Annotated in this window: 20 protein-coding genes and 1 riboswitch; of the genes, 16 read left to right on the forward strand and 4 right to left on the reverse strand. The window is 64.9% G+C overall.

The annotated features are described in order from the left end of the window. Positions 1-32 precede the first annotated feature (32 nt). The 10 genes from tpx to ACTX90_RS04790 all read left to right on the forward strand — a co-directional run bounded on the left by tpx (position 33) and on the right by ACTX90_RS04790 (position 9,309). Positions 33-530, forward strand: coding sequence for a thiol peroxidase (gene tpx / locus ACTX90_RS04745; RefSeq protein WP_047118554.1), 498 nt, complete (start codon positions 33-35; stop codon positions 528-530). 275 nt (positions 531-805) lie between these two features. After that, on the forward strand, positions 806-1,708 hold the full coding sequence (locus ACTX90_RS04750; RefSeq protein WP_443443318.1) for an SIS domain-containing protein: 903 nt from the start codon (positions 806-808) through the stop codon (positions 1,706-1,708). Positions 1,709-1,713: 5 nt separating this feature from the next. Beyond that, positions 1,714-2,652, forward strand: coding sequence for an ROK family protein (locus ACTX90_RS04755; RefSeq protein ID WP_443443320.1), 939 nt, complete (start codon positions 1,714-1,716; stop codon positions 2,650-2,652). Continuing rightward, positions 2,649-3,581: a 1-phosphofructokinase family hexose kinase gene (locus ACTX90_RS04760; protein WP_443443322.1), complete on the forward strand. Its 933-nt coding sequence runs from the start codon at positions 2,649-2,651 to the stop codon at positions 3,579-3,581. Before ACTX90_RS04755 ends, ACTX90_RS04760 begins: the two co-directional genes overlap by 4 nt. 14 nt (positions 3,582-3,595) lie before the next feature. Next, on the forward strand, positions 3,596-4,447 hold the full coding sequence (locus ACTX90_RS04765) for a class II fructose-bisphosphate aldolase (RefSeq protein WP_113606707.1): 852 nt from the start codon (positions 3,596-3,598) through the stop codon (positions 4,445-4,447). A gap of 193 nt (positions 4,448-4,640) precedes the next feature. Further along, the gene (locus ACTX90_RS04770; RefSeq protein ID WP_443443324.1) at positions 4,641-5,900 is read left to right on the forward strand and encodes an extracellular solute-binding protein; all 1,260 of its coding nucleotides are present in this window, start codon (positions 4,641-4,643) and stop codon (positions 5,898-5,900) included. A gap of 132 nt (positions 5,901-6,032) precedes the next feature. Then, complete coding sequence (locus ACTX90_RS04775) at positions 6,033-6,950, forward strand: carbohydrate ABC transporter permease (RefSeq protein WP_443443325.1); 918 nt, start codon at positions 6,033-6,035, stop codon at positions 6,948-6,950. A 2-nt stretch (positions 6,951-6,952) separates the two neighbouring features. Next, positions 6,953-7,810, forward strand: coding sequence for a carbohydrate ABC transporter permease (locus ACTX90_RS04780; RefSeq protein WP_231735983.1), 858 nt, complete (start codon positions 6,953-6,955; stop codon positions 7,808-7,810). Beyond that, on the forward strand, positions 7,810-8,517 hold the full coding sequence (locus ACTX90_RS04785) for a copper homeostasis protein CutC (RefSeq protein ID WP_052772284.1): 708 nt from the start codon (positions 7,810-7,812) through the stop codon (positions 8,515-8,517). The genes ACTX90_RS04780 and ACTX90_RS04785 overlap by 1 nt, the downstream gene beginning before the upstream one ends. A gap of 12 nt (positions 8,518-8,529) precedes the next feature. Next, entirely contained in the window at positions 8,530-9,309 is a 780-nt protein-coding gene (locus ACTX90_RS04790) for a DeoR/GlpR family DNA-binding transcription regulator (RefSeq protein WP_047118560.1), read from the forward strand. Between the two features lie 40 nt (positions 9,310-9,349). Here ACTX90_RS04790 and ACTX90_RS04795 read toward each other — a convergent pair whose 3' ends face one another. Then, the gene (locus ACTX90_RS04795; RefSeq protein WP_060617033.1) at positions 9,350-10,204 is read right to left on the reverse strand and encodes a phosphotransferase family protein; all 855 of its coding nucleotides are present in this window, start codon (positions 10,202-10,204) and stop codon (positions 9,350-9,352) included. Positions 10,205-10,296: 92 nt separating this feature from the next. Here ACTX90_RS04795 and ACTX90_RS04800 point away from each other — a divergent pair, with 92 nt between their 5' ends. The 3 genes from ACTX90_RS04800 (at position 10,297) to ACTX90_RS04810 (ending at position 12,943) form a co-directional block, all read left to right on the forward strand. After that, entirely contained in the window at positions 10,297-11,079 is a 783-nt protein-coding gene (locus ACTX90_RS04800; RefSeq protein ID WP_113606705.1) for a CPBP family intramembrane glutamic endopeptidase, read from the forward strand. A gap of 20 nt (positions 11,080-11,099) precedes the next feature. Continuing rightward, positions 11,100-11,513, forward strand: coding sequence for a GNAT family acetyltransferase (locus tag ACTX90_RS04805; RefSeq protein WP_047118562.1), 414 nt, complete (start codon positions 11,100-11,102; stop codon positions 11,511-11,513). A 125-nt stretch (positions 11,514-11,638) separates the two neighbouring features. Continuing rightward, a complete protein-coding gene (locus tag ACTX90_RS04810; RefSeq protein ID WP_047118563.1) occupies positions 11,639-12,943 on the forward strand; it encodes a hypothetical protein in 1,305 nt (434 codons plus the stop codon). A gap of 86 nt (positions 12,944-13,029) precedes the next feature. Here the strand turns inward: ACTX90_RS04810 and ACTX90_RS04815 are convergent, their stop codons facing one another. After that, on the reverse strand, positions 13,030-13,674 hold the full coding sequence (locus ACTX90_RS04815; RefSeq protein WP_047118564.1) for a VOC family protein: 645 nt from the start codon (positions 13,672-13,674) through the stop codon (positions 13,030-13,032). Positions 13,675-13,847: 173 nt separating this feature from the next. After that, a riboswitch (SAM riboswitch) is annotated at positions 13,848-13,966 on the forward strand. Positions 13,967-14,055: 89 nt separating this feature from the next. On the opposite strand from ACTX90_RS04815, the gene ACTX90_RS04820 reads away from it, so the two are divergent. Then, a complete protein-coding gene (locus tag ACTX90_RS04820; protein ID WP_113606704.1) occupies positions 14,056-15,399 on the forward strand; it encodes a bifunctional o-acetylhomoserine/o-acetylserine sulfhydrylase in 1,344 nt (447 codons plus the stop codon). 2 nt (positions 15,400-15,401) lie between these two features. Beyond that, complete coding sequence (gene metX, locus ACTX90_RS04825; protein ID WP_443443329.1) at positions 15,402-16,550, forward strand: homoserine O-acetyltransferase MetX; 1,149 nt, start codon at positions 15,402-15,404, stop codon at positions 16,548-16,550. Between the two features lie 73 nt (positions 16,551-16,623). On the opposite strand, the gene ACTX90_RS04830 is transcribed toward metX, so the two are convergent. Both ACTX90_RS04830 and ACTX90_RS04835 read right to left on the reverse strand, forming a co-directional pair. Beyond that, positions 16,624-17,475 carry an SGNH/GDSL hydrolase family protein gene (locus ACTX90_RS04830; RefSeq protein WP_181728056.1) on the reverse strand — a complete coding sequence of 284 codons (852 nt, stop codon included), beginning with the start codon at positions 17,473-17,475 and terminating at the stop codon, positions 16,624-16,626. A 55-nt stretch (positions 17,476-17,530) separates the two neighbouring features. Continuing rightward, positions 17,531-17,911, reverse strand: coding sequence for a hypothetical protein (locus ACTX90_RS04835; protein WP_053797598.1), 381 nt, complete (start codon positions 17,909-17,911; stop codon positions 17,531-17,533). A 182-nt stretch (positions 17,912-18,093) separates the two neighbouring features. On the opposite strand from ACTX90_RS04835, the gene ACTX90_RS04840 reads away from it, so the two are divergent. Next, entirely contained in the window at positions 18,094-18,747 is a 654-nt protein-coding gene (locus ACTX90_RS04840) for an alpha/beta hydrolase (RefSeq protein ID WP_113606701.1), read from the forward strand. The last annotated feature ends 475 nt before the right edge of the window (positions 18,748-19,222 follow it).

Consider the following 19,222-nt stretch of genomic DNA (forward strand, 5'->3'; position numbering starts at 1 on the left):
GATGCCGGGCACCTTCGTGGTAAACAAGGTGTATGGCTAACACTGCATTCAAAGGTACCCCTGTCCAGACCATTGGCGACCTGCCGGCCGTAGGCTCGCAGGCTCCCGCCTTCACCCTGACCGACACCGGCCTGGCCGACGTCACCAGCGAGTCGCTGGCCGGCCGCCGCGTGGTGCTGAACATCTTCCCATCGGTTGACACCGGTGTGTGCGCAGCCAGCGTCCGCCGCTTCAACGAACTGGCCGCCGGCCTGGAGAACACCACCGTGGTGTGCGTCTCCGCCGACCTGCCATTCGCCATGGCCCGCTTCTGCGGTGCCGAAGGCATCGAGAACGTCGTATCCGGCTCCGTGTTCCGCTCGGACTTCGGCTCCGACTACGGTGTCACCCAGATCGACGGCCCGCTGGCCGGCCTGCTGGCACGCTCGGTTGTCGTGCTGGACGAGTCGGGCAAGGTCATCTACACCCAGGTGGTCCCGGAGATCACCACCGAACCTGACTACGATGCAGCTATCGCAGTCCTGAACTAGCAATCAGCCGGCGGCCGTGCGCCGCTGAGGTGATTGCCCAATGGCGTCTTTGCCGACCTGTGGTCGGCGAAGACGCCATTTTTGTATGCGCCCGGCCCCGCTGTCCAAGATTCCCCAACGACTTTGCTCCAGGGGATTCTCAAGACGCACTTCTACCCCTATACTCTTTGTAGATTGCTTATGATTGTTATGAGCCAAAAAGAATCACAAAACATCAGGCACGTTTCACTGAGTAGTCAAACGGTTTCACTGTGAATGAGCAAGGGAGATTATCGATGAGCGAGCAGTCAGTCCTGGGTGCGCACATGGAGCGGGAGCTGGTTTCCCAGCCAGAGATGTGGCGCCGCGCCATCGCCCAGCAGCAGTCCGAAGACCTGCTTCCGACCAAGGGCGCCAAGGTCGCGGTCGTCGGCTGCGGCACTTCCTGGTTTATGGCCGAAGCCTACGCCGCCGCCCGCGAAGCCGCCGGCCACGGCATCACCGACTCCTTCGCCGCCTCCGAGGCGCGCATCGCCACCCGCGACTACGACGTGCTGGTGGCCATCACCCGCTCCGGCACCACCTCCGAGGTGCTGCAACTGCTGACCGAGCTGGACGGCAGCCTCCGCACCGTCGCGGTCATCGGCGACACCACCTCGCCGATCGTGCAGCAGGTCGACGCAGTGGTGGAGCTGCCCTACGCGGATGAGCAGTCGGTGGTGCAGACCCGCTTCGCCACCACCGCGCTGGCCTACCTGCTTTCCAGCGTCGGCGAGGACCTGGAGCCGGCCATCGCGCAGGCGCAGCAGCTGGTGAACTCCGCCACCCCGCAGGAACTGCTGGATGCCGAGCAGTTCACCTTCCTGGGCCGCGGGCTGTCCGTGGGACTGGCCCACGAGGCCGCGCTGAAGATGCGCGAAGCCGTGCAGGGCTGGACCGAGGCCTACCCGGCCATGGACTACCGCCACGGCCCGATCTCCATCGCTGCGCCAAACCGGGTAACGTGGATGCTTGGCGCCCAGCCCGAAGGCCTGGACGCCGACGTGACTCGCACCGGCGCGATCTACGTGAACGAGGACCGCCATCCGCTGGCCGACCTCGCATACATCCACCGGGTGACCTTGGACCGGGCTCGCGCGCGCAATCTCAATCCGGATAGCCCTCGCAACCTGACCCGATCGGTCATCCTGGAAGGCTAAAGGCCATGAGTGAACATTTCCTGCTCTTTGACGTCGGAGGCACCGACATCAAGGCGGGGCTGGCCAACACCACCGGCGAAATCCTCCAGGTGCTGCGCGAACCAACCCGCAAAACAGCACCGGAGGAATCCGCCGCCGAACTGGTCACCCAGCTCGGCGAAATCTCGCGCCGCCTGACGGCCGACTCCGGCACCACCCCGGTCTCCGCGGGCCTGGCCGTCTGCGGCCTGGTCGACCCGGAGACCGGCACCGGCATCTTCTCCGCCAACCTGGGCTGGCGCGACGCGCCGCTGCAGGCGATGGCCTCCAAGGCGCTGGGCATCCCGGTCGGCTTTGGGCACGACGTGGCCATGGCCGCGCGCGCCGAGCTGGAACTGGGCAGCGGGGCCAAGGACGCGGCGCTGCGCCGCAACGCCGTGGTCATGGTCATCGGCACCGGCATCGCCACCGCGCTGATGGTCGACGGACGGCTGGTCAGCGCCGGGGGATACGCCGGGGAACTGGGCCACGCCCAGGTGCCCGGCGGGCTGCCGTGCGCCTGCGGCGCCACCGGCTGCCTGGAAACCCTGGGCTCCGCCGGCGCCATCGCCAAGCGCTACCTCGCCGCCACCGGCAAGCGCGGGGGAGCAAGGGAAGTGTTCGCCGCCCGGGCCGCCGGGGACGAGATCGCCGCCGGCATCATCCACGATGCCATCGAGGCGCTGACCTTCACCATGGCGCAGCTGTGCTCCTCGGTCGCCCCGGAGGGCATCGTGCTGGGCGGAGGGCTGGCCCAGGCCGGGCCGTCGTTCTTCGCCGAACTGCGCGAATCCCTGCACCGCAGGCTGTCCTTCCACCGCGAACCGCGGCTGATCCCCGCGCACCTGGGCGCCGACGCCGGCCTGCAGGGCGCGATGATCCTCGCCCGGGACGCGGCCGGACGCTCGACCCGCATCGCCCTATGATCCTCACGCTGACGCCGAACCCGGCCATCGATGAAACCTACAGCGCCCCCGGGGTCGCGGTGGACTCCAGCCACAAGGTGGTGCGCAGCCACAGCCAGGCCGGAGGCAAGGGCCTGAACGTCGCCAGGGTGCTGCACTCGCAGGACTTCGCCGTCCACGCGCTGTTCCCCGCCGGAGGCGCCTCGGGCCGGGAGCTCACCGCCGAGCTGTCCGCCGCCGGCATCGTATTCACCGCGGTCCCCGTGGCTGGGGCGACCCGGCGCTCCATGGCCTTCGTGGACCCGGAGGCCGACACCACCACCATCTTCAACGAGGCCGGATCCGCCCTGGATGCCGCCGAATGGGAGTCGCTGACGCAGGCCTACCAGGGGCTGCTGGAGCGCGCCCGGGCGGTGGCGATCTGCGGATCCTGGCCTCCGGGGACCGAACGCGAAACCATGCGCGCGCTGATCAAGGCCGCCGTGCAGCGGGAGGTCTACACCGTGGTGGACACCAGCGGCCCGCTGCTGCTGGACGCCGCGGCCTGCGGCGCGGTGCTCAAACCCAACCACCACGAACTGCTCGCCGCCACCGGCGCGAACTCGCTGGCCGAAGGGGCCGCGGACCTGCTGGAGCGGGGCGCGGCGGAAATCTATCTCAGCGCCGGCGAAAACGGGCTGTACCACTTCACCGGGGAGACCCCGGTGGTGGCCCATGCCAAGCTGCCGCGCAAGCTGACCGGCAACCCCACCGGAGCCGGGGACTCGGCAGTGGCCGCGTTGCTGTCCAGCAGCGTGGCGTCGCTGGATCGCGAGTCCACCTTGCGCCGGGCCGTGGCCTGGTCCGCCTCCACGGTGCTCATGCCCACCGCCGGCGCGCTGTCCCCGAAGCACGAAGCGCTGCTCGCCGACGTTACCTACCGCATCCTGCCCGAGGGCGAGGACATCTAAAGGAGAAAACTCCCATGCCGTTGGTTCCAACAAGTCAGATCATGCAGGCCGCCGTAGCCGGGGGCTACGGCCAGGGGGCGTTCAACGTCATCCACCTGGAGACCGCCCAGGCGCTGGTGTCCGGCGCCGAGCAAGCCGGATTGCCGGTGATCCTGCAGATCAGCGAGAACTGCGTGAAGTACCACGGGGGACTGCGCCCCCTCGCCGCCGCCTCGCTCGCGCTGGCCGAGGAAGCCAGCGTGCCGGTCTCGCTGCACCTGGACCACGCCGAGGACGAGGAACTGGTGTACCGGGCCCTCGACCTGGGTTTCGGCTCGGTCATGTACGACGGGGCCAAGCTGCCCTTCGGAGAGAACGTGGCCGCCACGCAGCGTGTGGTCGCCGCGGCACGGGCCGCATCAGCCACGGTGGAAGCCGAGCTGGGCGAAATCGGCGGCAAGGACGGAGCCCACGCCCCTGGCGTGCGCACGGACCCGGACGAGGCCGTGCAGTTCGTCGAGTCGACCGGCGTCGATTCGCTGGCCGTGGCAGTGGGCTCCTCGCATGCGATGCTGGAACGCGGCGCATCGCTGGACCTGGACCTGATTTCCCGGCTGCACCGGGCACTGGAGGTCCCGCTGGTGCTGCACGGCTCCTCGGGCGTTCCGGATGCGACCCTGGTCGCGGGCATCGAGGCGGGCATGCGCAAGATCAACGTCTCCACCCACCTGAACGGGTTCTTCACCCGCGCCGTGCGCCAGTGGCTGGCGGCCAACGAGCAGGCGGTGGACTCCCGCAAGTACCTGGGGGCGGGGCGCACGGCCATGGCCGCAGAGGCCGCCCGGATGCTTGAGTTGTTCGCCTCCGCCGGGCGGAGCCGCGCCTAGCAGGCCACGTGTGAGCGTTTCTGATTTCTTGGATTGTTTCCTGGTCGAAAAATATCAGTCACACCCTTGACGCTTGGTGTGGCGCACTTCATACTTGAGGTGAACATGATTTTTCTTGATTGAATGTTCCCGAAAAAATCATAAAAGAATCACTCGCTTTGGTGCTGCGGCATCCCGAACCCTGAGGAACACCATGAAACGAACCAAGCGCTCCGCGGTACTGGCTCTCTCGGCCGCAGCGGCACTGCTCCTGACCAGCTGCGGGTTCTCCGGCGGCAATGACAGCGGCGGATCGGCCGAGTCCGAAGGCGCACAGACGACCTTGGAAATGCTCGTCCCGACCTACTCCACCGGCACCAAGGCGCTGTGGGAAGGCGTCATCGACGACTTCGAGACCGAGCACCCGAACATCAAGGTGAACCTCGAAGTCCAGTCGTGGGAGAACATCGAGAACGTCCTGAAGACCAAGCTGCAGGGCAACCAGGCGCCGGACATCTACAATGGCGGCGCCTTCGCGGAATTCGCCGCGGAAGACCTGCTGGCCCCTGCCAGCGACGTCGCCTCGGCCGAGACCCTGGCCGACTTCCAGACCGCCTTCGCCGACGCGGAGAAGTACCAGGACACCCAGTACGGCCTGCCGCTGATCGCCTCCGCCCGCGCCCTGTTCTACAACAAGGACCTGATGGAGGAAGCCGGGGTCAAGAACGTCCCGACCACCTGGGACCAACTGCATGACGCTTCCAAGGCCATCAGCGACAAGACCAAGGCCGACGGCTACGGCATGCCGCTGGGCAGCGAGGAAGCCCAGGGCGAGTCCCTGATCTGGTTCGCCGGCAACGGCGGCAACTTCGGCGATGCGCAGAAGATCGCGGTGAACACCCCGGCCAACCTCGAAGCCGCGGAATTCATGAAGAAGATGATCGACGACGGCGTCACCCAGAACGACCCGGGAGCCACCCAGCGCACCCCGATGCTGAACACCTTCATCCAGGGCAAGCTGGGCTTCGCCTACGCGCTGCCGCAGACCGTGGGCCAGATCAAGAAGGAAAACCCGGACCTGGACTACGGCATCGCCGCCGTGGCCACCAAGACCGGCTCGCCGGCCACGCTGGGTGTCGCCGACCGCCTGATGTCCTTCAAGAACGACGGCAGCAAGTCGGCCGCGGTCAAGGAGTTCTTCGACTACTTCTTCTCCGCCGACGTCTACACCGACTGGGTGTCCACCGAGGGCTTCCTGCCGACCACTAAGTCGGGTTCCGAGAAGCTGGCCGGGGACGAAACCCTCAAGCCGTTCCTGGACCTGCTGCCGAACGCGGTGTTCTACCCGACCACCAACCCGGCCTGGAACGCCACCGACGGCGCGTTCAAGTCGCTGATGGGTGAAATCGCCACCGGCAAGTCCGCCCAGGAAGTGCTGGACGCAATCCAGGCGAAGGCCGACGCCGCCAAGTAAACGGCAGGCGACCTAGTTCGCAGGGGAGGCCCGACGTCGCCACGCCGGGCCTTTCCTGCTGGATCGGCACATGATTTTCCGGTCCCCTCCCGAACAGCATGCAATGAAAGCGAGCCTTCCATGAGCTCCCCAGTGCCAGTCAAAGCACCGGCCGGACGCAAGCTCCGGCGCAGCACCGATACCCAGTCATTCATCTCCTCGCTGCCGTGGATCGGCCCGGCGCTGCTGCTGATCTTGGCCATCGTGGTGTTCCCCGCCGGCTACATGATCTACAACTCCACCCGGAAGATCTCCTCGGTCGGCACCGACCTGCACTCGGCGGGCCTGGCCAACTTCTCCACGATCTTCGCCGATCCGGCGCTGCCGCGGATCCTGGCCAACACCTTCTTCTGGGTGGTCTCGGTCGTGCTGATCACCGTCGTCATCTCCCTGGCGCTGGCGCAGTTCCTCTCCAAGCCATTCCCCGGACGCACCATCGTGCGCATGGCGGTGATCGTCCCCTGGGCCGCCTCCGTCGTCATGACCACCACCGTGTTCTACTATGGCCTGGACCCGAACTACGGCATCTTCAACCACTTCTTCGTGCAGATCGGCCTCATGGACGAAGGCTTCGGCTGGACCAAGAACGCGATCCCGGCCATGGCGGTCTCGGTGGTCGTGGCAATCTTCGTCTCGATCCCGTTCACGACCTACACGCTGCTCGCAGGCCTGCAGGCCGTGCCGGGCGACACCCTGGAAGCCGCCCGCATGGACGGGGCCGGCCGCTGGAAGACCTACCTGTTCGTGGTGCTGCCGCAGCTGCGCTCCGCGCTGGCGGTGGCGGTGCTGATCAACATCATCAACGTCTTCAACAACCTGCCGATCCTGAAGGTCATGACCGGATCCATCCCGGGCAACAGCGCCGACACGCTGATGACCTACATCTTCAAGGTCCTGCAGTTCGACCGCCGGCTGGATTTGTCCTCGGCCCTGTCGGTCGTGAACTTCGCGATTGTGCTGGTCATCGTCGCCATCTACGTCAAAACCGTCAAGCCGATGCAGGAGGTGTGATCGTGGCTTTCCTCGATACCGAAGACCGCGCCAGCCGCAAGACGGTCATCGGCCGCATGATCATCGGCCTGGTGGTCGTTATCGTCTTCCTGATCCCGTACGGCACCATGATGATCGGCTCGCTGAAGACCCAAGCCGAAATCCTGCAGATCCCGCCGAGCTTCATGCCGCAGGACGGGCTGCAGTGGTCCAACTACGTCAGCATGTGGGACACCCCGGAAACCCCGGTGCCCTACAATCTCATCTCCACCATCGTGATCTCCGTGTTCGCAACCCTGCTGGTGCTGCTGGTGGCCACCCCGGCCGCCTACTTCACCGCGCGCTTCAAGTTCCCGGGCAAGATGGTGTTCATGTTCCTGGTGATCGTCACCCAGATGCTGCAGCCGGCGGTGCTCACCGCCGGCCTGTTCAAGCAGATGCTGGCCTGGGACCTGAACGACACCTGGCTGGCCATGATTCTGATCAACGCGGCCTTCAACCTGGCCTTCGCGGTGTGGATCATGCACTCCTTCTTCGCCGGGGTGCCGCGCAGCATCGACGAGGCGGCGCAGATCGACGGCGCCGGCAAGCTGCGTGTGCTGTTCACCATCAACCTGCCGCTGGTCTGGCCGGGCATCGTCACCGCGGTGATCTTCACCTTCGTGTCCTGCTGGAATGAATTCGCCGCCTCGCTGGTGATCCTGTCCACCGCCGAGAACCAGCCGCTGAGCGTGGCGCTGACCAAGTTCGTCGGCCAGTACGCCACCGCCTGGCAGTACGTCTTCGGCGTCTCCATCGTGGCCATCGTCCCGGTCATCGTCCTCTTCGCGCTCATCGAGAAGCGCCTGATCGGCGGCCTGGCCGCCGGAGCGGTGAAGTAATGGAACCGAGCACGGCCCTGGAAATCGTCGCCACCAGCGGGCGGTGCTCCCGGACGGCCACGGCCGCCGGGGCTGACCGCATCGAGGCCTGCGAAGCCCTGGAACTGGGCGGCATCACCCCGGGACCCGAAGTCCTGGACGACATCCTGGAACACCGCCCGGCGCTGGGGGTGCACGCGCTGCTGCGCAGCCGGCCCGGCGACTTCCACTACGAGGACGCGGAGTTGCGGGTCATGGAACGGCAGGCGAGGCGGCTGGCCCGCTCCGGCGTGGACGGGCTGGTGCTCGGGGCGCTGGACGCCGGAGGCGCGGTGGACCTGGAAGCCGTGGCACGGATGGCCGCGGCCGGCCTGGAGGTGAATCCGGAGCTTGAAATCACCATGCACCGGGCCATCGACGCCAGCGCGGATCCGGTGGCCTCCGTGACACAGCTTTTGGCACTTGGCATCCACCGAGTGTTGACTAGTGGAGGGCGAGACGCCGCCGGCGAGGGCTTGGAGGTCATTGCCCGGATGGCGCAGGCGGCCGCCGGCAGGATCCAGATCATGGCCGGCGGCGGCATGAGGGCGCAGGACATCGGCCCGGCGCGCGGCGCCGGTGCGGCTGCCGTGCATTTCTCCGCCAAGACACACTATGCCGGCACCATCAGGGTGTCGGAGCAACAGGTGCGCCAGCTGCGCAGCACGCTGAACGCACTGACCAAGTAAGGGGCAGGATCCATGAAACGCGAGGAGCGGCTTAACCACATCCTCGACCTGCTGGCCAGCCGCGGCCAGATCGACGTCGATGAGATCGTGCAGCAGCTGGACACCAGCCCGGCAACCGCCCGCCGGGACCTGGATTCACTGGCCGCGGCCTCGCTGCTGACCCGCACCCACGGCGGAGCGGTCTCCAACTCCGTGGCCTACGAGCTGCCCTCGCGCTACCAGCGCGAGGAGCACGACGAAGAGAAGGCCCAGGTGGCCAAGGCCGCCGCCGCGCTGGTGCGCAAGGACATGGTGGTCGGCTTGTCCGGAGGCACCACCACCAAGGCCATCGCCACCGAGCTGGGCTTGCGCCAGGAACTGGTGGGGGAGCCGGGGCGGGTCACCCTGACAGTGGTCACCAACGCCGTGAACATCGCCTCGCTGCTGGCGGTGCGCCCGCACATCCGGGTCATGGTCACCGGCGGGGTGCTCAACGACCGCTCCTACGAGCTGGTCGGCCCCATGGCGCAGTCCTCGCTCGCGAAGATCACCCTCGACCTGTCCTTCGTGGGGGTCAATGGGCTGGATGCGGACACCGGCCCGATGGTCGGCGACGAGATGGAAGCGGCGGTCAACGAACAGCTGATCCGGCAGTCCGCGCGCAGCTTCGTGGTGGTGGATTCATCCAAGATCGGCCAACGCTCGTTCGTCATCCTGGATACCGAACACCTCACCGGGATCATCACCGACGCCAAAATCACCGCGGCCCAACGCAAGGCCCTGGCCGCCGGGGGCATGCCTGTCCTCGGCTAGCCGCACCCGCATGGCAGGACCCGACCGGAAGCCCGGCAGACTAACGCGGGCGGGAGCCCGCCGCCTCGGCCGCGGACAGGATGCGCGGGCCGATCTTGCGCATGAGCTTGTCCAGCCGGGGACTGTCGCTGCGCGTGAGCGTGTCGGAGAGCCGTTCAAGGCTCATCAGGCCCAGCCAGATCCTGGCTCTGCGGGCCTGCTCGGCATCCGGGGCAATCTGCTCGATCAGGTCCTGCCCATGCCACAAGGACAGGTAGGCCGTATTCAACGCAGGGTCCCAGGCGCAGGCAAGATCCCAGTCCAGGATTCCGACCAGCTTCCCGTCCACCCAGTGCATGTTGTGGCCAGCGAGATCGCCGTGGACCAAGCTGGTTGGGCTTTGCGCCAGGTAATCCAACTGATCCCACAGGAGCGCGGACGCCGAGCGGAGCTCTTCCGGAAGCGCATCGAAGCATTTCTGCTGGCGCGCCGGCGTCCACGGACCTCGAAATGCAAAGGGCTCGGCCAGTTCATCTTCCAGCGGCTGCAGGTGCACCTCGGCCAGCTCCCGAACCAAGCGGCGAAGTGGCGCAGGGTCTCCGCTATGCGGTTCGTGGGCGCTCCCCGGTACGAATACGGTGGCCACCGAAGATAGCCCGTCGATGGTCAGGATGTCGCTGCAGTCAGTGGGAAGCAGGTAATCCAGCTGCTCGGCAAGGAGCCGGTGGAGCCGGACGCTGCGCGGCATCTGGGCACTGGCTTGGGGTGTACGGGCCATGCGGATGACAGCTTGCTCGTTGGCCAGCAGCACGGTGTGGAACTGTCCGCCCTCGTTGACGACCCCTCCTTCCCAGGGCAGGTCCGGGCGCAGCATCGTGCCCAGGTTCATCTCGGCTTCGGTGGCGGGACGGGACACAGGCAACTCGCTTCGCGGATCAGGGAAAACAGCTTCTTCAGGCTATCGCATGGCGTCCCGATCGCTGGGTGTCCGCACAGCGTGCGCGGTCTATGATCAAAGACGTGAATGCACAGACCAGCACCCAAACCGTGGACCGGCGCACGCTGAAGATCGAGATCGCGCTGGTGATGGCCCTGTGCCTGGGACAGAGCGCGGTGTACTCGATCATCAGCTTCGCCGACAAGGTCACCAAGGCGCCGCTGTCCGAGCAGACGACCTCGATGAACAACCCGCTGAGCACCCGCGAGTACTTCGACCTGGCCTACCAGCTGCTGGACATCGTTTTCGCCCTGGTTCCCGTGCTGCTGGCGCTTTATCTCATGAAGCGCAGCACCGGCACCACCGTGTCGATGATCGGCTTCGACCTGCGCAAACCCGGGCGGGATACGCTGCTGGGCGCCGGCCTGTTCCTGGCCATGGGCCTGGGAACCCTCGGAGTCTACGCTGCGGGCAGGGCTTTGGGCATCACCACGGCGCTGTCCACCGCGAACCTCGGGGACTACTGGTGGAGCGTCCCGGTGCTCATGCTCTCGGCCGCACGCCACGCGGTGCTGGAGGAAGTGATCATGCTCGGCTTCCTGTTCACCTACGTCCGCAAGCTCAAGCTGGGACTGTGGACCACGATCCTAGCCTCGGCGCTGATCCGCGGCAGCTACCACCTCTACCAAGGCATCGGGCCGATGATCGGCAACGTGGTCATGGGTGTGGTGTTCGGCTGGGTCTACCACCGCTACGGCCGGGTCATGCCCTTGGTGATCGCGCACTTCCTGCTCGATGCCATCGGCTTCGTCGGCTACCTGCTGCTCGGACCGGCGATTGGCATCGGCGCGTAGCCTTCCCATAGCCTTCTGACATGGAATTAATCGAACTTTCCGAGGCCTGGGTCGAGCGGGCTGTCGCGCTGTGGGAACACACCGGGCTGACCCGACCGTGGAACGATCCGCACGCCGACGCCCGCAAGGCCCTCGCGGGCCCTGAGTCCACCATCCTGGCGCTCGTCCAGGGGGAGCGGCTGGCCGCCACCGCCATGGCCGGAGATGACGGGCATCGCGGCTGGCTTTACTACGTCGCCGTCGACCCCGACTTGCAGGACCAGGGCTGCGGGTGGCGCATCGTCGAAGCGGCAGCAGAATGGCTGCGCGCCCGGGGAACCGTCAAGGTCCAGCTGATGGTCCGCGCCGGCAATGACTCGGTTACGCAGTTCTACGAAAAACTCGGTTTCGAACGCCTGAACGTCGCAGTGCTGGGCAAACGGCTGGTTCCCTAACCAGCAGGGTATTTGAAGCGGACGTCCAGAAAAAGCGGATAAAGTTACTCCGGTACAAAATATCCGCCAATCTGATGAAAGACTTCCTGATGAGAGAGCATCCGTCAGGAACTCGAAGGGAAGACATGCAGTTCGCCGAACTCTGGAGCAAGTCGCGGGCTTGCCTCGCGCTGATGGCGATGCTGATCTTCACCGAGCTCTTGGCGCTGCTGGTTCCGGTGGAGACCGAACATACCAGCAGGGAAGGCCTGAGCGTCGCCTCCTCCTTCGGCATGCTCTTCTGCGGCGTCGTGCTGGGCACCTACGCCGCATGGGTGGGCGGCCGCTTCGGCATCGCGGCCCTGCGCCGGGTACGCGGACCGCACCGCATCGCGGCAACCGCCCTGCAGCTGCTGGCGCCCCCGCTGGTTGTCGGCGCCAGCGCCTACCTGCTGGGCTACGCGACGGTGATGTACCGGATGGGCGAAGTGTTCGTCCCCGACCCCGGACTATTCCTGCTCTCCATGCTCATGATGCTGGGCCTGTGCCTGGGCGGTTTGGGGCTGGGACTGCTGTTCGCCCCGAAGCTGGCCATCGGGCTGAGCATCGTGTTGTTCTCCGGACTGCAACTGCTTTCCCTGGTGGCCCCTGGCCCCATGCTGAGCAACATGGCAGGGCTTTCAGAGTGCTGCACCCGGGATTCGGCACCGAATCCCATAGTCATCCAGGCAGTCGCCCTGTGCTATCTGGGCTGGTCGATGTTGGGCGTGTTGGCCATCTGCGTCAAGGCGCAGAACATGAACCGAATGGCGCGTCGCGCGCTGGCCGTGGCCGGAGCATTGTCGCTGACAGTGCTCTGGGGCGGCGGGGCGCTGGCGGCGCAGGATGCGGGCGAAGAGCAGCAGCTCAGCCGCACCTCCGAGCTACGCTGCGAAGAACCCGGCGACGGGCACGAGTACTGTTTCTGGCCCGGGGAAGCGGAGCACTGGAACGACTGGAGGTCTAACATCACCGCGGGTGTCGGCCAGTTGGAACAGGCCACAGGAATCCAGCAGCCGCGCATCATCACCAGCAGCAAGGCCCATGCCGAGGCAACCGGCGGTCTGCTGCTGGGCTTCGAGGACCGCTATTCCCCGGAAACCGTCAAGTGGGATCTGGCCATGAAAATGTCGGTCAACCCCACCGAACAATGTTTGGGCAGCCTTGCGGCGAGCCACGGCATTGTTGGCACCTCGAGTGCCGCTACCGAAGCGCAGCGGCACATGTGGGCGCAGTCCAACCTGCTGTACCAATGGTGGACTACAAAGGCAGACCGGGAATTCGTCGACTCAGCCCAGTCTGAGCAGCTCGACGCGCTGAACGCGCTGGACGAGCAGTCCCAAATCAGCTGGGTGAAACGGGCGGCCGCGGGAGTCGAAAACTGCCAGCTGGTGCAGCTACCCGGATCCTAGGGCTGCACCAACCGTCCAATTAACAAGCAAAGGTAGGTGGGGACTCCATTGTCCCCGCCTATCTTGTGCTGTGGTCCCCGATGTTCCTAGAGAACGACCGTGCCCTTGGCGGTATTGAAAGTTACCGACAGGATGCCCGGCGTCCCGTTGGGAGCTTGGTACTTGGTGGTCACCGGTCCGAGATTCACGTTCTCCGGCTGCCCCAGCCATTCAAGCACGCGCTCGCGGGATCCTGCAATGTTGATCTCGCTGATTTCACCGGTAGGCTCCAGCGCGCGCGACGGATGCAGGTCCTCGGTGCCGTCGTCCCAGCGCAGCAGATAGGGCACCTGCGGATCCGCGATCAGGCCCTTGATGCCGATCTGCTGCCAGGTCAGTTCGCGGCCGTCGGGGAACTTGCGGTTCCCGGGAACTGCCTTGCGTTCCAGGCGTTCTTCCGCTCCGCTCAGGTCGTCCAATGACACGCACCAACCCATCCAGCCGCCGCCCAGCTCGGAGCGCGCGCGCACGGCCTGTCCGAAAGGTGCCTTGAGGCTGGCCGGATGGTTCAGTACCTCGACGACCTCAAGGTACTGGTTGTGCTTCAGCGGGAAAATTACATTGCGAGTTCCAAACCGTGGATGCACGCCTCCCTTGACGAATTCCAGGCCCAGGGACTCTGCAATTCTTTCAGCGGTTGGCATCAGCCCATCCGGGCCGCATGCGTACGTAACGTGATCTAGCCTCATCATGTGCCAATCATGACAACAATGTGATCCCAGTCTCTACTTAGGTGATCCTAAGATCTGGACTCTTGTCGAATTCTGTGCAATAAGACGTCGCTCGGACGTGAATATGACCGATTGAGACTCTGGATCCGGCCTCGGGTTGCCAAGATATTCGATTTTCGGGCACACTGGTGGCAGGTCATGAGTCCCAGTAACAAGCCCCGGCTTACTGGGCGGCAACCCTCCAACCGCGGTGGGGTGCCCCGGGTGAAGACCTGGCCCTTGAGCCGCTCGGCGTCAAGGACAAGCGCGGGTTACCCCTCTGGCAGCACCTCGTTGAGGTTCTTCCCGGTGGTGTGTGTTCAGTGGTGTACCCCCATAGTTACAGAACTTTTGGAGGCTGCCATGAGCAACAATTGGTCGTTTGAAACCCGTCAGATCCACGCAGGACAGAGCCCTGACCCGGTTACCGGTGCTCGCTCCCTGCCGATCTTCCAGACCACGTCCTTCGTCTTCCCGAGCGCCGAAAGCGCCGCAGCGCGCTTCGCCCTGCAGGAGCTGGAGCCGATCTACACCCGCATCGGCAACCCGACCACCGAGGCCGTGGAAACCCGCATCGCCGACCTCGAAGGCGGCGTGGGCGCACTGCTGCTGTCCTCCGGCCAGGCGGCAACCACCTTCGCGATCCTGAACATCGCCGAGGCCGGCGACCACCTGGTGGCCAGCCCGAGCCTCTACGGCGGAACCCAGAACCTGCTCAAGCACACGCTGAAGAAGCTGGGCGTCGAGGTCACTTTCGTTTCCGACCCGGACAACCTGCAGGAATGGCGCGACGCCGTCCAGCCGAACACCAAGGCGTTCTTCGGCGAGACCATCTCCAATCCGCGCCAGGATGTGCTGGACATCGAGGGCATTTCCGCGATCGCCCACGAGGTCGGCGTGCCGCTGCTGGTTGACAGCACCCTGGCTACCCCGTACCTGATCCGCCCCATCGAATGGGGTGCGGACATCGTGATCCATTCGGCCACCAAGTTCCTCGGCGGCCACGGCACCGCGATCGCCGGCGTGATCGTAGATTCGGGCAACTTCGACTTCTCCAAGGATCCCGAGCGCTTCCCGAGCTTCAACACCCCCGACGAGTCCTACAACGGCCTGGTCTACGCCCGCGACTTGGGCGTCAATGGCATCCTCGGCGCCAACCTGGCCTACATCCTCAAGGCCCGCGTGCAGCTGCTGCGCGACCTGGGTTCGGCCCCGGCGCCGTTCAACGCGTTCTTGATCGCCCAGGGTCTGGAGACCCTGTCCCTGCGCATCGAACGCCACGTGGAGAACGCCTCCGCTGTCGCGAACTGGCTCGAAGCCCGCGCCGATGTGGAAGCTGTGGCCTACGCCGGCTTGGAATCCTCGCCGTGGTTCGAGCGCGGACGCAAGTACAGCCCGAAGGGCGCCGGCTCGGTGCTGGCCTTCGACCTGCCCGGTGGAGTCGAAGCCGGCAAGGTTTTTGTGGACGCATTGCAGCTGCACTCCCATGTGGCGAACCTGGGTGACGTCCGCTCGCTGGTCATCCACCCGGCCTCCACCACCCATGCCCAGCTCTCCGACGCGGAGCGCCTGGCCGCCGGGGTGCGCCCGGGACTGGTGCGCCTGAGCGTCGGGCTGGAGAACATCAACGACATCCTGGCCGACCTCGAGCTTGGGTTCCAGGCGGTCGCAGCCCTTGAGGGCAAGGAACTGCAGGAAACCCGCTAGGCATGGCATCCATTGTGACTACCGAAGACACCATCGGCACCGAAGAGCTCGCCGAAGGGACCCACGGCATTTTGCGCCGTGCGTCCGTGGGCGAGTACTCCTTCGAGTTCGGCGGCTACCTGCCGCAGGTGGCCCTGGCCTACGAAACCTGGGGGGAGCTGAATTCCGAGCGCAGCAACGCAGTGCTGGTGATGCACGCCCTGACCGGAGACGCCCACGTCTCCCGGGGCGATTCGCAAACCGACGGCTGGTGGGAGGACTTCGTCGGCCCCGGCCTGACAGTGGACACCGACCGCTTCTACGTGGTCTCGGTGAACATGGTCGGCGGTTGCAATGGATCCACCGGCCCCGCATCGCTGGATGAGCAAGGTGTGCCGTGGGGTTCGCGTTTCCCGTTCGTCACCATCAAGGATTCGGTACGGCTGGAGCAAAGGTTGGCTACACAGCTGGGAATTGAGCGCTGGCATACCGTGCTCGGCGGGTCCATGGGCGGAGCCCGGGCCCTGGAATACGCGGTTGAATTCCCTGAGCAGGTCGCGAACCTGGTGGTCATGGCTTCCACCGGCCAAGCCAGCGCAGAACAGATAGCGTTCGCGCAGGTGCAGACCCAATCCATCCGGCTTGATCCGCATTTCGCCGGGGGAGACTACTACCAGAACCAGGCGCGCCCGGACGAGGGGCTGGGACTGGCCCGCCGGCTGGCCCACCTGACCTACCGTTCCGAGGCGGAGCTGGAGCACCGCTTCGGCCGCAAGGCGCAGGACGGCGAGGTCCCCGATGCTCCCTTCGAAGGGCGCCGTGGACGCTACCAGGTGGAGAGCTACCTGGACCACCAGGCCAGCAAGCTGGTCAACCGCTTCGACGCGAACAGCTACCTGGTCCTCACCGAGGCCTTGATGAGCCACGACGTGGCCCGCGGGCATGAATCCTTCGAACACGCGCTGGCGCGGCTGGAACAGGTCAACGTGCTGGTGGCGGCAGTGAAGTCCGACCGCCTGTACTACCCGGAGCAGTCGGTGAAGCTCGCTGCTTCCCTGGCCACGCCCAAGCCGGTGCACTACATCGATTCGCCGATCGGCCACGACGGATTCCTGACAGACGCCGCCCAGCTGGACGGGGTGCTGCGCACACTGGTTTTCGACGAGGACTAATCGAGAGCGACATGGCATGGAACGAAGGCCGCACCACCAGTTATCGGTGATGCGGCCTTCGGCATGTTCGGGGCTAGGGAGCGCTGTCGCCGGCTCCCAGCGAGTCGTTCGGCGTGCTCTCGGCAAAAGGCGTCGGGGTGGGGCGCTTGGCCGTGATGCCGTCGCCTGAAGACTGGTGGCGCAGCCGGCGCAGTACCCACGGGGCCAGGTGCTCGCGGGCCCAGTGCAGGTCCTCGATCCGCGCTTCCTTCCAGCTGCGGGTGTCCTCGACTGCGTCGATGCGGGTGTCAAGCGTGTGCGGGACGTTCAAGGCATCCAGTGCCATCGCCGCAATGCGCTGGTGGCCCAGCGGCGAGAAGTGCAGGCGGTCCGCAGACCACATCACCGGCTGGTGCAGTTCGCGCAGCGCCCACATGTCTGCCACGATCGCGTCGTAGCGTGCGGCGACGGTGCGGACATTCTCGTTGTAGATGGCCACGCGGCCGCGGATGCTTCCGAGCACCGGAGTATCCCGGATATCCGGCCCGGTGAACAGCAGGATGGTGGCCCCCGTGGAATTCAGCCGGGAAATCGTGGAATCGAGCTGGTCGGCGATCTTGTCCGGATCCCCTCCCGGGCGCAGCACGTCGTTGCCTCCGGCGCAGATGGAAATCAAGTCGGGCTTCAGATCAATGGTCGGCTGGACCTGCTCCTCGATGATCTGGGCAATCAGCCGGCCGCGGATCGCGAGGTTGGCGTAGGCGAAGTCAGGCACGCCCCGACTGAGCTCCTGGGCCAGACGGTCGGCCCAGCCGCGGAAGGACTGCGGGGCCAGGGGATCGGGGTCTCCCACGCCCTCGGTGAAAGAATCGCCGACCGCTACATAGCGCCGCCAAGGGTGCACCGTGGAATTCTCGGAATCAGGAGTTTCGAAACTTGGGGAAATAGCCACAAGCTACATTGTTACTCGTTAGTAACGTTGTGTCAACGATTCGAGAAAACTATCCGAGCAGGACCTTGCTGCGGGCCTCGGCGTATTCCTCGGCGCTGATCAACTGCTTGGAACGCAGATCGTCCAGCTCACGCAGCCGGTCCTCCTTTGACTGGGCCGGGGCGAGCAGCGCGGACTTCGAGGCCTTTGCCGCGATGTCGGTCTGCACGGTGAAGATGTCAACCCCGGCGTTCTTCGCCGCCCGGTAGTTGCGTACCCAGACAACGATGATGAATACGACCACCAGCGTGAAAATGACAATGAAGAGTATGGACAAAATGCTGACGCCGGCAAAGGCGGATTCCATGGTGCCGGTCGGGTCGGAATCGAACAGTGTTTCCGGATCGTTGAGCTCTTCGATCAGTTCCGGCGGGGCGTCATCAAAATTCATCGCGGAGGCTGCTTTCGGTGGGTGGAGAAAACATCGTTCATCTATTTCCACAAGTCAACCACGATGGTTGAGCCAACGCCCCGAGTAAATCCAAACGTTACAGAATTGCAACGGGGCGATTGGTACTTTTGGCGTCGTCCGATGCGCTGGCGAGGGGCGGGGGTCGCTAGGCTTAGAGCACTATGACTAATCCTGAAGCATCCACGGTTGCGCTGATTTCCCGCAATGATGAATCCCGACTGGGCACGCCGCTGCTGGTGTTCCTGCACGGCTACGGCTCGAATGAAGAAGACCTGATGGGCCTGTCGCGCTATTTGCCGCAGGAATTCACCTATCTTTCGGTGCGGGCTCCGCTGCAGGCCGGACCGGGGTTCAGCTGGTTCCCGCTGTCGCAGGAGATCGACTACTCTGTCGACGCAGTGGCGCAAAGCGTGAAAGACCTCTGGGCCTTCCTGGAACCGATTGCGGCCCAGCACTCGTCCCTGACGCTGCTCGGCTTCTCACAGGGCATGGCCATGGCCACGTCACTGGCCCGCTACCAGCGCGAAGCGGTGTCCGCAGTGGTCGGCCTGTCCGGTTTCGCAGTAGAAGCCGCGGAACTGGAGATCTTCGATGACGCGAAGCTCAAGGCCAACCCGTTGCCGCTGTTCTGGGGTCGGGACCTCGCTGACCCGGTCATCACCCGTGACAAGATCGAATTCACCCTTGGCTGGGTTCCGTCCCACACCGAGCTGACCAGCGAGACCTACCCGCAGATTGCCCACTCTGTGAGTATGGAAGAAATCCACGATGTCGATGCCTTCCTCAAACGCGAAGTCTTGAAGCTGGAGTCCTAGATTCGACGCGCAGGGCCTGAGTACTTGGCTCAGACCCTGTGGACCACGATGAATGGTCTTCAGTCTGGACAACTTTTTACCGATGAGGCACCGAGTTTCGGGACGAGTAGCAACGTAGTTCTGGACTAGTGGCGCGACCTATCGCGGTTTCGGGGTAGGCATCAGAGGGGCCATAAAAATGATGGAGAATGGGAACGAGCTAGTTCGCTGGTCGTCGTGCTCTGGTTAATGCAACCATTCAAACAGTTCTTTCGGCGTTCCGAATAGGGTACCTTCTCCGGGCAATTTTGCGGGCGGGGTATACGGGACAGCCAGTTTTCAGCGGATTTCAGAATTGGTTGCATACCTAGTCAGCTGGTTTTTCGTCCCGTTTGGATACCGGCTTGCGCGACAATTTGAAAAAATCAGCACAGAGCAACACTGAACGAACCTATAACGCGAATCTGCTTGGCCGAAAGTAGTGCTGCAAGCAATT

The sequence above is a fragment of the Glutamicibacter soli genome (genome assembly GCF_052322135.1).
In the GTDB taxonomy this organism is placed as follows: Bacteria; Actinomycetota; Actinomycetes; order Actinomycetales; family Micrococcaceae; genus Glutamicibacter; species Glutamicibacter soli.